This is a genomic window from Xenorhabdus sp. KJ12.1 (assembly GCF_963876495.1).
Taxonomy (GTDB): Bacteria; Pseudomonadota; Gammaproteobacteria; order Enterobacterales; family Enterobacteriaceae; genus Xenorhabdus; species Xenorhabdus stockiae.
In genome coordinates this window covers 112,478-128,944 of the sequence record NZ_CAWNQH010000002.1, presented here as the reverse complement: position 1 = coordinate 128,944, position 16,467 = coordinate 112,478, and the positions used below count along the sequence as shown (strand labels likewise).

The window sequence follows — 16,467 nt, the reverse complement described above, 5'->3', positions numbered from 1 at the left end:
ACTTTAAATTCATTTAGAAAATGACATGAGCTGTTAGATTTCAACTACAATAAATGCTAATAATTGCCCTTTCATTATCTTCCCTGTCTTCATAAATCTTTTCATTCATCAGTATCAGTTTTTCTCATTGTATCTATTTAATAGAAACGGCTATAGTCCGCACAACTCAAGACTCTTGAGCAAAATATCACTGCTTGAATCACTACGACATATCCCTGTCCTTGGTATATGTCGTTATTGCCATTCGGCAAGATCCTGATGAGAAGCAGCGCATACCTGACTGATTTTTTTATGTGGAGACGACAGTAGTGAAACTGCTGCGCAAGAATGACAGTGCATTTGTACCTGTTGCGGGCTTGACTGTGTTTGCGATTGCTTCTGGTTACCTGATGAGCTTAATTCCGTTATCAATGGCGGGATTCAGCATCGATACAGGCTACGCAAGCTGGTTAGCCAGTTCTTATTACGTTGGTTTATTAATAGGCTCACTCATGATTGAACCTGTTATTGCCAAAATAGGGCACCGTTTTTCATTTGTAAGTTTTTTGCTGCTCTTAGCAGCAACAGTTATGGTATTGCCTTTTTTTCCCAATAAAGAAATGTGGTTGCTTATTCGCTGCATAGCCGGAGTAGCTGTTGCCGGTGTTTTTGTGGTGGTTGAATCCTGGTTATTGATTGGCGACAGCCCTAAAGAACGTGCAAAACGTCTGGGTCTTTACATGACGTCGCTATATGGTGGTACAACACTCGGTCAGCTGGGCATTGGCTTTATCGGCACTCAGGGCGTGATTCCTTTTGTCGTTATTTTAGCGTTATTACTGATTGCCACTCTGCCGCCATTATTTTTACGTCAGGGTCAGCCTCCGGCATTACAGCATCAGCGTCTGTCACTGAAAAAAATCACTCGCTTCAGTAAACCAGCAATTGTTGGCTGTCTGACTTCAGGGATTGTGATGGGGACTATCTACGGCCTGATGCCTTTATCATTGAGTCAAAGTAAGTTCAATACCGAACAGGTCGGTGTATTAATGGCTGCAATTATTCTGGGTGGAATGGCCATTCAGCCTATCATCAGCAAGCTGTCCATTATAGTCAGTAAAACCCTGTTGCTGGCAATGGCTTCACTGTTAGGTGTATTTGCTGTCGGTATGACCTATCTTTCTGAAAGTTATATCGTCATGATCGTGGCGCTGGCGCTGTTAGGCATGTCATCTTTTGCCCTTTATCCACTCGCCATCACACTGGCCTGTGACAAACTGGATTCATCCTATATTGTCGCCGCAACTCAGGTTATGCTGCTAAGTTATAGTATCGGTTCTGCTATGGGGCCATTAGGAGCTGGGAACTTCATGTTTCAACATCATGCGGTTCAGCATACCGGTGCGATACAGAATAATGGATTAATGGACTTCTTCTTCTTGGTCTTACTGACGACTGCGGTTTATATGCTACTAGCTGCTATTTGTCGCAAAGATCGTGTACTGGCAAATTAAAAATACGGAGGTATTTTGATGCAGATACAGCAAGCTACCGAGCATGATTTCCCGACACTGCTCCAAATTTGGGAAGCCTCAGTGCGCGCCACTCATGATTTTTTACCTCTGGGGATGATCGATGAGTTGCGTCCATTGGTAAATGAGTACTTACCCAATCTGAACGTTTATAAGATAGTGAACAACCAGAATAACGTTGCAGGTTTTTTGAGTGTCGAGCAAAATCGGTTGGAAATGCTATTTGTATCACCAGAGATGCGTGGCAAAGGCGTTGGCAAAATGTTGTTAGAGTTTGCAATCAGTGAATTAGAAATTAATGAGCTGGATGTGAATGAGCAGAATCAACAAGGTGTCGGTTTCTACCAGCATATGGGGTTTAAAACTTTTTCCCGTTCAGAAACTGACGGACAAGGGAATCCATTCCCGTTACTTCATATGAAGCTTGCATAATATTTTCTTATCTGCAAAAAATATATTTATCACCCGGAATAAGAATTAATATTCCGGGTTAATTGTTTATCAAAAATTGCATTATTATTTACAGACAAAATTTCATGCACTCATTAAATAAGAAATAAGCATAATCAGTGATTAATAAATTAAATTACTCAACACTTATTACAAAACAGTCTGTATTGAAAATGCTGCAAAATGAAAAGTTATGTAAAAATAATTTAGATAAAATTAAAGAGTGCTTTAAAGTCAATATGGTATATTTGGCAGATTCATAACTACATTATAATGCTCAGATAGCCAGCTTTCTAGGGAGCATCGATAATCACCTACTCATTAAAGTAGTAACTTTAGCGAGTAACTATAGATAACAAAGAGAAAATCTGAAAGATGATGAGTATATATTCAATAAAAAAGTGGTAGAATAGCGCCACTGCTTTTATTATTTTGGATTTATAACTAATGAAGTATCTACAACAATCTGAAACTAAAACGTATTCAGGTATAAAACTGTTTACCGACCTTGTCGGGAAACGTATTACACCAGGGCTACACTGGCATTCCTCGAGCAATCGGGCGAAATTTGCTTTACGCAGTTTTTTTACACCAGTTTCTACATTTAAACTATTGGACAGAATTGCCAGCACACCTATTTATCAGGATATTTTAAAAAAACAACCGAGTTTACCCTGTAAACCACATCGTCCATATTTGAGTATTAACTTCAAACGAAACCAGATTGTTCATGCAATTAGTGAGCATTATAAAATTTTATTTCAACAGCTTACTCCAACTGTTATTGATAAGATATTTAATACTGATGCTTATTTATTGGCAACTATTCAGGGAAAAAACGAGTCGTTCAATATATATATAGACTCTTTAGATAATCTGAATAAAGAAGGTGAACTATCTTTATATATGACTACAGAAGATAATGTCATTCTGGCAAAATGTGCATTCACTTTATTAAAAGTGAATGGCAAGCAAACATTATTTATCGGAGTATTACAAGGCCCAGCTAAAGGGGATAATTCTCTGGATATTATCCGTAATGCAACAAAAGAGTGTCATGGTTTATTCCCTAAACGTTTATTGCTCGAATCTATTTGCCGTTTTGCTGAACATACCAACTGTGAGCAGATCTTAGCCGTCAGCAACGAAACTCATATCTATCGCAGTATCCGTTATTGGCATAAGAAAAAACACCTGATGGTGGCTGACTATAATGCGTTTTGGGAATCTCTGAGTGGTTCCAGAAAAGATAACAATGATTTTCATCTGCCATCAATCATTGAAAGAAAACCATTGGATGAGATCCCCAGTAAAAAGCGCTCAGAATATCGTCGCCGTTATCAGTTACTGGATGATTTGGAGAGCCATATTAAAAGCGCTCTCACCCGTTAATAATCATCACAAAAAACGAGTTTTCTGATACGACATTCAGCGAGGCTTCGCCATTAACCATGTAAGATGCGTTTTTATGGCAGGCCATTCGCTGAGTACTATACTGTATACGCAAGTATCCCTAATTGTGCCATTTTTTGCCCGTAAGTGATTGCGCAAAATACCATCCAGCTTTGCCCCCAAGCGTTCAATTGCTCTGCGACTCTGCTGATTCAGAAAATGAGTGCGTATCTCCACAGCAACACAACCGAGTTTTTCAAACGCGTACTCCATTAACAGGTATTTTGTTTCTGTATTAATAGGCGTGCGTTGCGCTGATTTAGCATACCAGGTCGAACCAATCTCCAATCTGGGAAGCGTGGCATCAATATTCATATAGGATGTCATACCTACTGCCACATTCCTTTGATTATCAATAACAGCAAAAGGGAGCATTTTTCCCTGCGCATGCAGGCCCAGACGGCGTTCAATTTCAGCTTTCAAACCATCCGGAGCAGGTACATTGGCGCACCACAACTGATGTAATTGACCATCTTCAATAGCGTTGACGAACTCATCATGCCTTTCCTGCGTCAAAGGTACTAAAGTGACATGTTTTCCTGTTAAAGTGACTTGTTCAGTTATGTTTTGCATCATATTGTTATCCTTGGATATTTTTACTTTTTACTGCTATGCACTATTTTTAAAGACAACCTATAAACAAGGCTGATTTTTACCGGCGGCAGGGTAACTGAAAAAATCCTCATTATCTTAAATGAAAGTTAAATAAATATTACATTCATGTGAAGTTTTTTTGTGGGATTTATTCAAAATGAAATTTTATTTAACTAAATCTTCAAACCCATTGAGTAAGATGATTTCATGATATCTGTCACAATCAATTAACAAAGTGATTCCAATCAGACTGGAACCGTCTAAATTTGTACCAATCTCATCCGACCACTTAGCGAATCGCTAAGCCATATTGAAAACAATAATAATGTGTGAGTCGTCAAATTATTCGATGGAGACTGTAATGAGCAATTACCCTCACTTATTTACCCCTCTGGATTTAGGCTTTACTACCTTAAAAAACCGCGTCCTGATGGGTTCGATGCATACAGGGCTTGAAGAACATCCTGACGGAACCCGGAGGCTGGCTCAATTCTATGCCGAACGAGCTGCTGGAGGGGTTGCCCTTATTGTTACAGGCGGTATTTCTCCCAATCCACAAGGCGTAGTTTCAGCAGGTGCAAGTGTGCTGAACAGTGAAGATGAGTTACCTCACCATAAGTTCATTACAAATGCAGTACATCAGGCCGGTGGCAAAATTGCTCTCCAGATCTTGCATACCGGGCGTTATAGCTATCAAAAAAAACTGGTTGCGCCTTCTGCTCTTCAGGCTCCGATTAATCCATTTATCCCTAAAGAAATGACTGAAGAGGATATACAACAAACCATCAGTGACTTTGCCCGCTGTGCTCAACTGGCGCAACAAGCCGGGTATGATGGTGTTGAAATCATGGGTTCAGAAGGTTACCTCATTAATCAGTTTCTGGTTGCCCGCACTAACCATCGGCAGGATCAATGGGGAGGCAGTTTCGAAAACCGCATGCGTTTTGCCATAGAAATTGTCAAAGCTGTGCGCGCTATCGTCGGGGAGCAGTTCATCATTATTTATCGCCTTTCCATGCTGGATTTAGTGGAAGAGGGTTCCGACTGGCAGGAAATCGAACAACTGGCTCTGGCCATTGAACAGGCTGGAGCTTCCATCATCAATACCGGTATTGGCTGGCATGAAGCCCGTATCCCGACAATCGCCACAATGGTGCCCAGAGCTGGGTTTAGCTGGGTGACCAAAAAACTGATGGGAAAAGTCACAATTCCTTTGATTACGACTAACCGTATCAATGACCCCCATGTTGCAGAGCAGATACTCAGCGAGGGCTGTGCCGATATGGTTTCTATGGCACGTCCTTTTCTTGCCGACGCGGAATTTATGCTAAAAGCAGAACAAAATCGGGCGGATGAAATCAACACCTGTATTGGCTGTAATCAGGCGTGTCTGGACAGAATATTTGTCGGTAAACTGACTTCATGTCTGGTCAATCCACGCGCCTGCCATGAAACAGAATTTATTGCTGAACCCGTGACTTCTCCTAAAACTATTGCCGTAGTCGGAGCCGGGCCGGCTGGTTTATCTTTCGCTACCACAGCCGCCAGCCGCGGGCACCATGTCACATTATTTGAACGTGAAAATAAAATTGGCGGGCAATTTAATATTGCTAAGCAGATCCCGGGTAAAGAAGAATTCCATGAAACACTGCGCTATTTTGAACGCCAGCTGGCGCTGAATGGCGTTGACGTCAGACTTAATCACACAGCAACAGCAGAACAACTTGCTTCATTTGATGAAGTCGTCATTGCCAGCGGCATTACACCACGGACACCCGCTATTGATGGCATTCACAATGAAAAAGTCCTGACTTATCTGGATGTGTTAAAGCATAAACGTCATGTCGGGCCGCGCGTTGCTATTATCGGTGCCGGTGGGATTGGTTTTGATACGGCGGAGTATCTGAGCCAGAGTGGGCAAAGCAGCAGCCTGAGCAGCCACGCATTCTCTCAGGAATGGGGGATCGACCAGACGCTTTCTCACCGAGGCGGATTACAGCCAGAAGGGGCACGAGTAGAACGTGCACCCCGGAAAATTTATCTGTTACAACGCAAAGAGACTAAAGTCGGGGAAGGTCTGGGTAAAACCACGGGCTGGATCCACCGAACCAGTCTCTCGATGCGTGGCATCACGATGCTGAATAATGTCCAATACCTGAAAATTGATGATCAAGGGTTACATATCAGCCGTGAGGGTAAACAGCAATGTCTTGAAGTTGATAATGTGGTGATCTGCGCAGGGCAGGAGCCGCTGAAAGCGCTGTATCAGCCACTACAGGATATGGGTAAAAGTGTACATTTAATTGGTGGAGCCGATGTCGCAGCCGAGCTGGATGCCCGCAGAGCGATCGATCAGGGAACCCGGCTGGCAGTAAAGATTTAGTGCAGAACCGATTTAGTGCAGAACCTTAGTGCAGAAGTGAAAAGTTAATACAGATAAAGAGCGGATAAAAGAAGAGTGACAATAAACCTACCGCTTATTGTCACTCTTGCTGTTTATCATTAGCGCCGGGCTAACTCTTCAGGCACCCGTTTTGCGTCTTCAGCCTGACAGGCTGCGGCAGTAAACAATACATCTGTTGAGGAATTCAGGGCGGTTTCAGCCGAATCCTGCAATACACCAATAATTAAACCTACCGCAACAACCTGCATGGAGATCTCATTGGAGATACCGAACATACTGCACGCCAGAGGGATTAATAATAATGATCCACCTGCTATCCCCGATGCTCCACATGCTGCAATTGCTGAAACCACACTCAATAGTATCGCCGTTGGAATATCAACAGATATACCCAGTGTATTTACCGCTGCCAACGTCAATACCGTGATGGTCACCGCAGCACCAGTCATATTGATCGTTGCTCCCAACGGAATTGAGACTGAATAAGTATCTTCATCCAGATTCATACGGCGGCACATTGCCATGTTAACCGGAATATTGGCAGCAGAACTGCGGGTAAAGAAAGCAGTCACACCACTTTCACGCAGGCAGTCAAAAACCAGTGGGTAAGGGTTGCGACGTATTTTCCAATATACAATTAATGGGTTAACAACCAGTACAACAACAATCATACAGCTCAGAAGTACAACCAATAGATGTCCATAACCGAGCAATGTATCAAAGCCTGTTGTGGCAATAGTGGAAGCAACCAGACCAAAAATCCCGAGAGGAGCCAGACGAATAACAACACGAACAACCTGAGTCACCGCTTCAGCCAAATCCTGAACCACTGATTTAGTTGATTCCTTCGCGTGGCGTAATGCGATACCCAACCCGATTGACCATGCCAGAATACCAACGTAATTCCCTTTTAATATCGCATCAATCGGGTTAGCAACCACATTGAGCAATACTCCCTTCAATACTTCAACGATATTATCCGGTGGTGACATTTGAGCATCATTAGTCACCAGTATTAATGTTGATGGGAATAAAATACTGCCGATCACAGCGACAACAGCAGCAAGGAAGGTTCCCATAATATAGAGAACGACAATCGGTCGGATATTAGTTTTCTGGCCTTTCTTATGGTTCGCAATAGAAGACATAACCAGAACCCACACCAGAATCGGTGCAACCGCTTTCAAAGCACCGACAAAGAGCTCGCCTAATAAGCTGGTTGATTGAGCAGCAGAAGGCGCTACCCATGCCAGTAATACCCCTGCAATTAATCCAATAATAATTTGTGTGACTAGGCTTCCCTGTACAATATATTGCACAAAGCCTTTTTGTTGTTTTTCCATAGCCTATCCATTTGATATTTTGGCTTAATCAGCCTGTTGGTTTTGTGTTTGCTTTTCCAGTAGTAGGAAAATTCATAAAACTGAAAATAATAATTAATAAAAATATACAACCAACTCAACAAGTGATAACAAAATAGTCACATTTGTGTGATCCATTCTACACATTTCCTATTTCATCAGGCATCCCTGAAATCTCAAAAGGAATAAAGATTAGTATTTGTATTTTATAATCAAATAGTTATATGAATTACCCGCTTTGGCGATAGTCACCATAATCGGCATTATCTCCAATATTATTTATGGATTTTTTTTACTATGTGATGATAAAACGAAGTTTTTCTGGCTGGAAAAGGCAGAAATACAGCCATACAACAGGAAAAATCAGAAAACAGAGTTATTTTATGCAAACTTCGTAACTGAATTAATTAATTGATATCTCTGGACGATGTTACTTTTATTTTCATACAAATGTTCAATTGCTCACCAAAATTTTCTGTTTCACTACTGATGATTTTGTTAGAGTGTCCCTGTCATTTATTCATGCCATTTGAAAGGAGTTTGAAGGCTCATAATTGTCAATCCGTATATAACTTTTTGTATATTATGATTATTTAATAGTAAAAAATCATAAATACACCATAAAAGTAAGATGTAATCCTTAACCCGTGTTTTAGGAACATTTGATGGAAATTGTAACAGACCTTATTTATGCACTTTGGCACCAAGATTACGCAACACTATCTAACCCCTCATTAGTTTGGGTCATTTACCTTCTGCTATTCACAATCCTGTTTCTGGAAAATGGGGTGTTACCTGCGGCATTTTTGCCCGGCGATAGTTTACTGATATTAGTTGGCGTTCTGGTTGCTCAGGATACAATGGATTTTTCCATTACATTAATTGTTCTTACCGCGGGTGCAAGTCTCGGTTGTTGGGTTGGCTATCTTCAGGGACGCTGGCTGGGGAACACAAAATTAGTGCAGGGATGGCTGTCCCATCTTCCTCCCCATTATCATCAACGTGCCCATAATCTCTTCCATCGTCATGGCTTGTCAGCACTGCTCATCGGCCGTTTCATTGCTTTTGTCAGAACATTATTACCCACACTGGCAGGCCTTGCCGGACTGAATAATACACGTTTTCAGATATTCAATTGGCTCAGTGGTTTCCTATGGGTCATTATCCTGATGACTCTGGGCTATGCTCTCGGTAAAAGCCCCCTATTCCGCGAGTATGAACACTATCTGATGAACTTTCTGGTGCTATTGCCTGTAGGTCTGTTACTGATCGGTTTAATTGGTAGCCTGACGTTTATCTGGCGCAAAAAACGCACAAATAATTCTCCACAATAATTCTCCCTCTTTATTTCCCCTGTAGCATTGCGGATAACCATGTTGCAGGGGTTTGAGCACCAATTCCTGCTATGTATTTAGGATTAATCTGTCGCATCATGTGATAATTTTTCACCATCTTGCCTTTAAACTCCTTATAAAAACGTCTATGGTAGAAATTCATTCACCGTATATATACGAGGAGAGTTCCATGCCACAGAAAAAAAACTCTGACGAATTACGTGCTGAATTACAGTCCCTTGCAGATACTCTGGAGGAAGTTCTCAACAGCTCCGGTGAACAATCCAAAGCAGAACTGGAGAAAATTCGCAATAAAGCAGAGAAGATGTTGAAAGATGCCCGCACTGTTATCAGTGATGCCGGCGATAAACTCACAGACCAGACCAAAGAAATAGCCGGTCGTGCAGATAATTATGTCCGCGATAATCCCTGGACCGGTGTGGGTATCGGTGCAGCAGTAGGTATCGTACTGGGTGTATTACTGGCAAGACGCTAATATGACGCAATTACCCCATTCACAAGGCCCGGGGAGAGGAATATTTAATACCTTGCGGCGAGTAGCAACTCTGATTGTCGGCATGGTTGAAACCCGAGTTCAGCTTGCAACACTTGAGCTGGAAGAGGGAGCCGCCACGCTGGTGAAATTATTGTTGCTGGTAGGGTTCACGCTGTTATTCGCAGCCCTTGGCATAACATGTTTGTTGATACTGGTTTTTCTGGCCGTTGATCCGGTCTACCAGATTACTATTATCGCTATTGCCGCAGGAACCTTGCTGCTTCTCGCCGTGCTTGGCACGATTTGGACTATCAGAAAATCCCGCCATCTGGCTTTTTTCAATGCTACCCGAGAGCAACTCAGAATCGATCGCAATATGTTGGAAAATGACCATGAATAAGTCGCGACGCCTGCAACGAGAACAGCGCAAGCAGACATTACTGCAACAAATCCAGCTACAGCGTCAGTCTCTTTCAGAGCACGGTCAACAGTGGCTCGCCCTTACCCGCACTTACGATCATAGCTGGCAGACACTGCTCTCTTTCAAGCCTTATTTTGCGGTTGGCAGTGGTATATTACTGCTTTATGGCATCCGCCATCCTAAAAAGCTTTATCGTTGGTCGCTCCGTATGCTTGGGATCTGGAAACTCATTGATACTACCCGCAATATCTTTAACAGCCGTTAATATTTTCTACCGGATTATTCTTTTTCAAATCTCTTTACGTATATTGAGGTATTCCTTCAAAAAAATTGCATTAAATTGTTAATATTCCTTACTATCAACCGGTAACACCTCTCCTTAGAATACCCTCCATCAACAAATACCATCAATAAATGATGAGCTTAATTGTGCTTTTTAGAACACACGCCTGGAGACGTTCATGAAAAAATTTGAAGATAGTGGTTTATTAGTCGCACGTATTTTAATTTCAGTCCTGTTCATTATTGCAGGCTATGGGAAGTTAGGGAGTGCTTATGCAGGCACACAAGAATTCATGGAAGCAATGCACGTGCCCGGAATTTTACTGCCACTCACTATCTTACTTGAACTCGGCGGTGGCCTCGCTGTGCTGTTCGGATTGTTGACCCGTACAACAGCCGTATTCACGTTTATTTTCTGTATCCTGACCGCACTGCTGTTCCACTATGATTTTTCAGACGATATGAACCAGACGATGTTCCTGAAAAACTTCTCTATCGGTGCAGGTTATCTGTTGCTGGCAATGATGGGACCGGGCAAATTCAGTATTGACCGCTTGCTGAAAAAGAACTGGTAATTACCTCCTGCCATAAACAGCAAAGCCCCTCACTCAGGGGCTTTTTGATAATGGCTACTTGAATAATTTAGGAATTTCCCTCAGGCACCACGCCTTGGCTTCTCCCATCCGGTCACGCCGCCATGCCATAATAATGTTAGTTTCATGAATATATTCCGAACCAACAACCCGCAGACGACCTTCTGCAATATCTTTTTCCACCATCGGATAGGGCATTGTTGCGACCCCCAGACCGGCCAACAGCGCCCGCCGTTTATTTTCCAGTGAACTGACCGTTAACCGGGGTTGCTTATCCAGTAGCTGAACTGTCAGCACCGGGCGTTCTCTTGCCGTATCAGCTACCGCTATCCCGCGGTATTTAACCCGCGTAGCATCGGATAAAGGTTCCGGCTCATTGTGGATAGGATGATCCACACTGGCAACGTAAACATTTTTGATGGAGTAAAGAGGGCGTGAGTTGATTTCTGCTGATGCCCTGAAATGAAGATCTGGCGCAATCACAATATCTGCATAGCCAGTTTCCAGACGCTCCCAGGCACCTGCCAGCACTTCTGTGACCAATGAAAGCTGAGTATTCGATTTATTCGCCAGCTTGTCCACAAGGGGAAAGAGTGACTCAACCGGAAACAAGGCTTCACAGACGATAAATAAATGGGTTTCCCAGCCACGGGCAAGCGCCTGTGCATCTGTGGTGAGCTTATCTGCGGCTTCAAGCAGTACCCTGCCCCTATCAAGCAACATTCGGCCAACATTGGTAAATTTTGTGCGATGTCCGGAGCGGTCAAACAGCACAACATCCAGCTCTTCTTCCAGTTTCTGCATGGTATAACTTAATGCAGAAGGTACTCTTCCCAACTCATCCGCTGCGGCCGCAAAACTTCCCCGACGTTCTATTGCATCCATAACCCGCAGGGATTCCAGTGTTAACGCTCGTTCTTTACCCATATATGTCCGTTACCCATAATTTCTCAATCAGTAAATTTGAATATAGGGAGCAGATTAACTGGCTAACATTTCAACGTCCAGATAATTAAGATTGAGACTGACAGTGTGTGGCAAGGAGAACATACTTATGATAATAACCAGAACAGCAAATCAGTGTGGAGAAGCCGACTACGGTTGGTTAAAAGCTAAGTATACTTTTTCATTCGGTCACTATTTTGACCCAAATTTTTTGAACTACGGGGCACTACGAGTACTTAATCAGGAAATACTTGCCCCACAAACAGAACTCAAGCCAAAGGCTTATCCTCATGTCGATATCCTGAATATTATTCTACAGGGTGAAGCGGAATACCGTGATAGTGCAGGAAACTACATTCAGGCTCATCAGGGAGACTGTCTGCTATTTTCCACGCGTCAGGATCTACGCTACAGCGAGCATAATCTCAGTAAGAAAAAATCGCTGCATCGCCTGCAAATCTGGCTTGATGCCAAGCCACATCAGGCTCCGCAACCGGTACAGTGCAGGAGGCTGTCAGCTCAGCCATTAACATTACTCGCTTCACCTGCTTCCGGAAAAAACAGCATGCACCTGCGCCAATCAGCGTGGATAAGCTACCTTATGCTACAAGCTGGTGAGTCTCATAACGTACCGTTACAGGGGAAACGTGCCTACCTACAATCAGTTAGCGGTAATGCTGAAATTCATACTGACAGAAAATCTGGCACAGCAACTCATGCCAATATCAGGTGTGGAGATGGGGTATTTATTCAGGATGAAACACAACTGAACCTGCGAGCAACTTCTGCATTTCAGGGGCTGCTGATCGATTTGGGAAACCAATCACCCTGACCCGCTTTCTGATTAATATCCTGAATAAAAGAAGAAGCCCCATAAAGCTAACGCTTTATGGGGCTGAATCTGTGGAGTTGGCCGATAAGCCGGGTTCTGTCGTGGACAATCATTCATCTAGGCCAGAACTTACGCGCTGGCTCAAGCAACCTACCCGGGTTCGATACGGGCCGTACCATGTGAACCTCTATTTGGTCTTGCTCCGGGTGGAGTTTACCGTGCCACGGACTGTTACCAGCCGCGCGGTGCGCTCTTACCGCACCCTTTCACCCTTACCTGATCTCAGCTTCTCACGAAGAAAGGCTGAGCCATCGGCGGTTTGCTCTCTGTTGCACTGGTCGTAGGCTTTCACCTCCCAGACGTTATCTGGCACCCTGCCCTGTGGAGCCCGGACTTTCCTCCCCTTTACTCTTCCCCGAAGAGAGCAGTAAAGCAGCGACTGTCTAGCCAACTCCGGCGCGGATTATAAGGGGTTTATTTCCTGATGTATAGGAATTTTCACACATCCCTTTATACACTATGGATTTCACATTTCAGTTTCATTTTGCTCAATAGCATGACGATACAGAGCATTTTTCTTCACGCCATGAATCTCAGCAGCCAAAGCCGCAGCTTTCTTCAACGGCAGCTCTTTTTGTAATAATGCCAGTGTCCGTAATGCTTCAGGCGGGAGACTGTCATCAGCGGGTTTGTGATACCCCTCAACAATCAACACCATTTCTCCCCGACGGCGAGTTTCATCTTCCCTGACCCACGCCAGTAATTTCCCCACAGGCATACCCTGAATAGATTCCCATGTTTTCGTCAGCTCTCGCGCCAACACCACATATCGCTCTGTTCCCCAGACTTCAACAATATCTTCTAAGCTGTCCAGCAAACGATGAGTGGATTCATAGAAAATCATTGTTCTTGATTCCTGAGCCAAATCACGCAGCGCATCCTGACGCCCTTTGCTTTTGGCTGGCAGGAAACCTTCATAGCAAAACCGATCTGAAGGAAGACCCGCAGCAGATAATGCCGCAATTGCCGCACAAGGCCCCGGCAACGGAACAACACTAATCCCGGCTTCACGACAGCGGCGGACAAGGTGATAACCCGGATCATTAATTAATGGCGTTCCGGCATCAGAGACGAGCGCAATACTTAAACCTTGTTGTAATTTCGCAATTAATTGATCTGCTTTCTGCTGTTCATTATGATCATGAAGTGCGAACATGCGCGCATTAATGGCAAAATGTTGAAGTAACAGGCCGGTATGTCGCGTATCTTCGGCAGCAATCAAATCGACATGTTTAAGAACTTCAAGTGCGCGCTGAGTGATATCCCCCAGATTCCCGATAGGAGTTGGCACAACATACAGCGTAGATGTCGTAACCACTGCTCGATTGGTTTGATTCATTGTTTCATCCGAATGACCGATTTAAAATTGAGCATCTTTGAAAAAAACATCACTGGATACAGTATGCTTCCCTCAATTTTTGTGCGTTTCAAAACTGGTTTAGTCTGCACAGCATTGCTGACAACTATGATTATTGCAGGGTGTACCATGCCTACACCACAAGGGCAACCACCTTCTGAGCCACAAGACAAGATCAGCGCAGAGATTAACCGCTATCAAGCCATTATTGATAATGCAGGCAACCAGCCTTCTCTGGAAGTCATCCGTGCTTATATTGCACTGGAACCCAATATAGAAAATGAAGCCGCACATCAGCAAAATATTGATGATACTTGGCAGGCCCTGACTCATCTCACTGCCCAGCAGCTCAGCGAACTGGTCATTAATGCCAATGAATACACTCTTCAGGGTTGGCTCGACCTGCTCAACGCTTATCAGGCCAATAAGCAGGATGCGGACAAACTTCGTTCAGCCATTCGGGACTGGCAAATTCGTTATCCGGAAAACCCTGCTGTTCAGAGCTTGCCTTCTTCTCTGAAACAAATGTTACATGTCATTCAAGACCGACAGGCCAGTATCGGGCTTTTCCTGCCTTTGAGTGGTCAGGCTAAAGCATTTGGTGATGCGATTCGTCAGGGGTTTCTGGATGCACAAAAAGGGCTGCCAAAAACTGAACTACCTGTAAGTGCATCAGCTGTAACACCTAGTAGTGCCGTTGATAATACTTCCGTTGATACCGATTCTGTTGACACGAATTCTGTTGATAGCAGCATTACCAATGCGGTGGAAGCTGATCAGGCGATCACAACTGATACAGCGGAAACAGATATGGCAGGGCAATTCACCATTAATTCAGTTCCTGTCAATCATCAAGTGGTGAAAATCTATGATACCGACAGCCAGCCTTTAGCTAATCTGCTGGCACAGGCGGAGCAGGACGGAGTAACACTCGTCGTTGGCCCTCTGCTGAAACCTCAGGTAGAACAGTTAGTACAGATAAATACGCCGTTAAATATTCTGGCATTGAATAAACCGGATACAACACAACTTCATCCTAATTTCTGTTACTTCTCCCTGTCACCTGAGGACGAGGCTAAAAGCGCAGCGCAGCATATCTGGCAGCAACAGAAACATAATCCACTGGTATTAGTACCACGCTCTGTATTAGGCAGCAGAGTGGCAAATGCCTTCGCAACTGAATGGCAGAAATTAGGGGGTTCCGAAGTATTACAACAATCCTTCGGCACAGTGGCGGAAATGAGGCAATCCATGAACCGTGGTGTCGGCATCCGTATGTCCGGAACCGCAATTCCGGTCAGCAGCTCTGTTCCTGACGACAATGAAACGCAATTTGCCGATACAACACAAGCAGATAAGCACTTAGCCGTTGTCACCAGCACATCTCGTGGCCCGGTTGATGCGGTCTATATTGTGGCAACCACCGATGAGCTAACACTTATCAAGCCAATGATTGATATGGCAATCAGCTCCCGCAAAAAACCGGCTCTTTATGCCAGCTCACGCAGTAATAAAGCCGATGCAGGCCCGGATTTTCGTCTGGAAATGGATGGTATGCAGTTCAGCGATGTTCCATTATTGACGGGAGCGAATGTTCCATTGATGAAGCAGGCTGCCAGTAAATTCGGGAATGATTACTCTCTGATGCGCCTCTACGCAATGGGAATTGACGCTTGGTCACTGGCTAATCATTTTGCACAACTACAACAAGCCAGCGGTTTCAATATGAATGGCGAATCTGGTGAACTCTCTGCCACAAATGATTGTACAATATATCGCCAACTGCCGTGGATGCAATTCAGCAATGGGCGCATTATGCTGGAGAGCCGCATGACAGAAAATAACGCAATCGGAAATACTGACAGCACGCTGAACAGTCCTACAGAGAGCTCAGCTACTGACAATCATGCTGGGTAGAGCCTGAATGCAGTAAGTCAGCCCGATAAATAACATCTTCTTTTGAGTGGTAATTTCAGGATGAAAAAGCCCCAAATTAATCGTTACGCGCAGGGATGCCATTACGAACAGCAGGTTAAACAGTTTCTGCAAAAACAGGGTCTTGTGTTTATTGCAGAGAATGTGAAAATTCGTGGTGGAGAAATCGATCTGATCATGCGTGACAAGCAGATCTGGGTTTTCGTTGAAGTTCGTTTCCGCCAGAATGCACAATATGGTGATGCCATTGCTACAATTACCCAGAGCAAACGCAGAAAGTTATTGCATGCGGCTTCGGTCTGGCTTTACCAGCATAACGAATCTCTTGATACTGCGGCCTGCCGTTTTGATGTTTGCGCAATTACCGGTCAGAAATTTGAATGGCTGAAAGATGCCTTCAATTTAAATGAAAACCTATTTGATAGGTTCTGAATTTCAAT

Annotated in this window: 16 protein-coding genes and 1 other RNA gene; 12 read left to right on the top strand and 5 right to left on the bottom strand. The window is 43.8% G+C overall.

Annotated elements, in window-relative coordinates:
• Positions 1-308: 308 nt before the first annotated feature.
• The 3 genes from AACS92_RS01870 to AACS92_RS01860 all read left to right on the top strand — a co-directional run bounded on the left by AACS92_RS01870 (position 309) and on the right by AACS92_RS01860 (position 3,353).
• A complete protein-coding gene (locus tag AACS92_RS01870) occupies positions 309-1,493 on the top strand; it encodes an MFS transporter (protein ID WP_099109683.1) in 1,185 nt (394 codons plus the stop codon).
• An 18-nt stretch (positions 1,494-1,511) separates the two neighbouring features.
• Positions 1,512-1,943: an acetyltransferase gene (locus AACS92_RS01865; RefSeq protein ID WP_099109682.1), complete on the top strand. Its 432-nt coding sequence runs from the start codon at positions 1,512-1,514 to the stop codon at positions 1,941-1,943.
• Positions 1,944-2,408: 465 nt separating this feature from the next.
• The gene (locus AACS92_RS01860) at positions 2,409-3,353 is read left to right on the top strand and encodes a VirK/YbjX family protein (RefSeq protein ID WP_099109681.1); all 945 of its coding nucleotides are present in this window, start codon (positions 2,409-2,411) and stop codon (positions 3,351-3,353) included.
• 36 nt (positions 3,354-3,389) lie between these two features.
• Here the strand turns inward: AACS92_RS01860 and AACS92_RS01855 are convergent, their stop codons facing one another.
• A complete protein-coding gene (locus tag AACS92_RS01855) occupies positions 3,390-3,986 on the bottom strand; it encodes a GNAT family N-acetyltransferase (RefSeq protein ID WP_099109719.1) in 597 nt (198 codons plus the stop codon).
• Between the two features lie 382 nt (positions 3,987-4,368).
• Between AACS92_RS01855 and AACS92_RS01850 the strand changes: the two genes are divergently transcribed.
• Positions 4,369-6,390 carry an oxidoreductase gene (locus AACS92_RS01850; protein ID WP_099109680.1) on the top strand — a complete coding sequence of 674 codons (2,022 nt, stop codon included), beginning with the start codon at positions 4,369-4,371 and terminating at the stop codon, positions 6,388-6,390.
• 119 nt (positions 6,391-6,509) lie between these two features.
• Here AACS92_RS01850 and sstT read toward each other — a convergent pair whose 3' ends face one another.
• On the bottom strand, positions 6,510-7,754 hold the full coding sequence (gene sstT / locus AACS92_RS01845) for a serine/threonine transporter SstT (RefSeq protein WP_099109679.1): 1,245 nt from the start codon (positions 7,752-7,754) through the stop codon (positions 6,510-6,512).
• 683 nt (positions 7,755-8,437) lie between these two features.
• Here sstT and AACS92_RS01840 point away from each other — a divergent pair.
• The 5 genes from AACS92_RS01840 (at position 8,438) to AACS92_RS01820 (ending at position 10,880) form a co-directional block, all read left to right on the top strand.
• On the top strand, positions 8,438-9,106 hold the full coding sequence (locus tag AACS92_RS01840) for a DedA family protein (RefSeq protein ID WP_099109678.1): 669 nt from the start codon (positions 8,438-8,440) through the stop codon (positions 9,104-9,106).
• Between the two features lie 190 nt (positions 9,107-9,296).
• A complete protein-coding gene (locus tag AACS92_RS01835; protein ID WP_099109677.1) occupies positions 9,297-9,602 on the top strand; it encodes a DUF883 family protein in 306 nt (101 codons plus the stop codon).
• 1 nt (position 9,603) lies between these two features.
• Positions 9,604-10,002: a phage holin family protein gene (locus tag AACS92_RS01830; RefSeq protein WP_099109676.1), complete on the top strand. Its 399-nt coding sequence runs from the start codon at positions 9,604-9,606 to the stop codon at positions 10,000-10,002.
• Entirely contained in the window at positions 9,995-10,288 is a 294-nt protein-coding gene (locus tag AACS92_RS01825) for a YqjK-like family protein (RefSeq protein WP_099109675.1), read from the top strand. The genes AACS92_RS01830 and AACS92_RS01825 overlap by 8 nt, the downstream gene beginning before the upstream one ends.
• A gap of 196 nt (positions 10,289-10,484) precedes the next feature.
• The gene (locus tag AACS92_RS01820; protein WP_099109674.1) at positions 10,485-10,880 is read left to right on the top strand and encodes a DoxX family protein; all 396 of its coding nucleotides are present in this window, start codon (positions 10,485-10,487) and stop codon (positions 10,878-10,880) included.
• Between the two features lie 54 nt (positions 10,881-10,934).
• Here AACS92_RS01820 and AACS92_RS01815 read toward each other — a convergent pair whose 3' ends face one another.
• Complete coding sequence (locus AACS92_RS01815; protein ID WP_099109673.1) at positions 10,935-11,825, bottom strand: LysR family transcriptional regulator; 891 nt, start codon at positions 11,823-11,825, stop codon at positions 10,935-10,937.
• A gap of 127 nt (positions 11,826-11,952) precedes the next feature.
• Between AACS92_RS01815 and AACS92_RS01810 the strand changes: the two genes are divergently transcribed.
• A complete protein-coding gene (locus AACS92_RS01810) occupies positions 11,953-12,675 on the top strand; it encodes a pirin family protein (protein ID WP_099109672.1) in 723 nt (240 codons plus the stop codon).
• Positions 12,676-12,744: 69 nt separating this feature from the next.
• Here the strand turns inward: AACS92_RS01810 and rnpB are convergent.
• An RNA gene (gene rnpB, locus AACS92_RS01805) (RNase P RNA component class A) lies at positions 12,745-13,130 on the bottom strand.
• Between the two features lie 71 nt (positions 13,131-13,201).
• Positions 13,202-14,074, bottom strand: a complete 873-nt coding sequence (gene rsmI, locus AACS92_RS01800; protein WP_099109671.1) for a 16S rRNA (cytidine(1402)-2'-O)-methyltransferase — start codon at positions 14,072-14,074, stop codon at positions 13,202-13,204.
• A gap of 63 nt (positions 14,075-14,137) precedes the next feature.
• On the opposite strand from rsmI, the gene AACS92_RS01795 reads away from it, so the two are divergent.
• Positions 14,138-16,009, top strand: coding sequence for a penicillin-binding protein activator (locus AACS92_RS01795; RefSeq protein WP_099109670.1), 1,872 nt, complete (start codon positions 14,138-14,140; stop codon positions 16,007-16,009).
• A gap of 60 nt (positions 16,010-16,069) precedes the next feature.
• Positions 16,070-16,459, top strand: coding sequence for a YraN family protein (locus tag AACS92_RS01790; protein ID WP_099109669.1), 390 nt, complete (start codon positions 16,070-16,072; stop codon positions 16,457-16,459).
• The last annotated feature ends 8 nt before the right edge of the window (positions 16,460-16,467 follow it).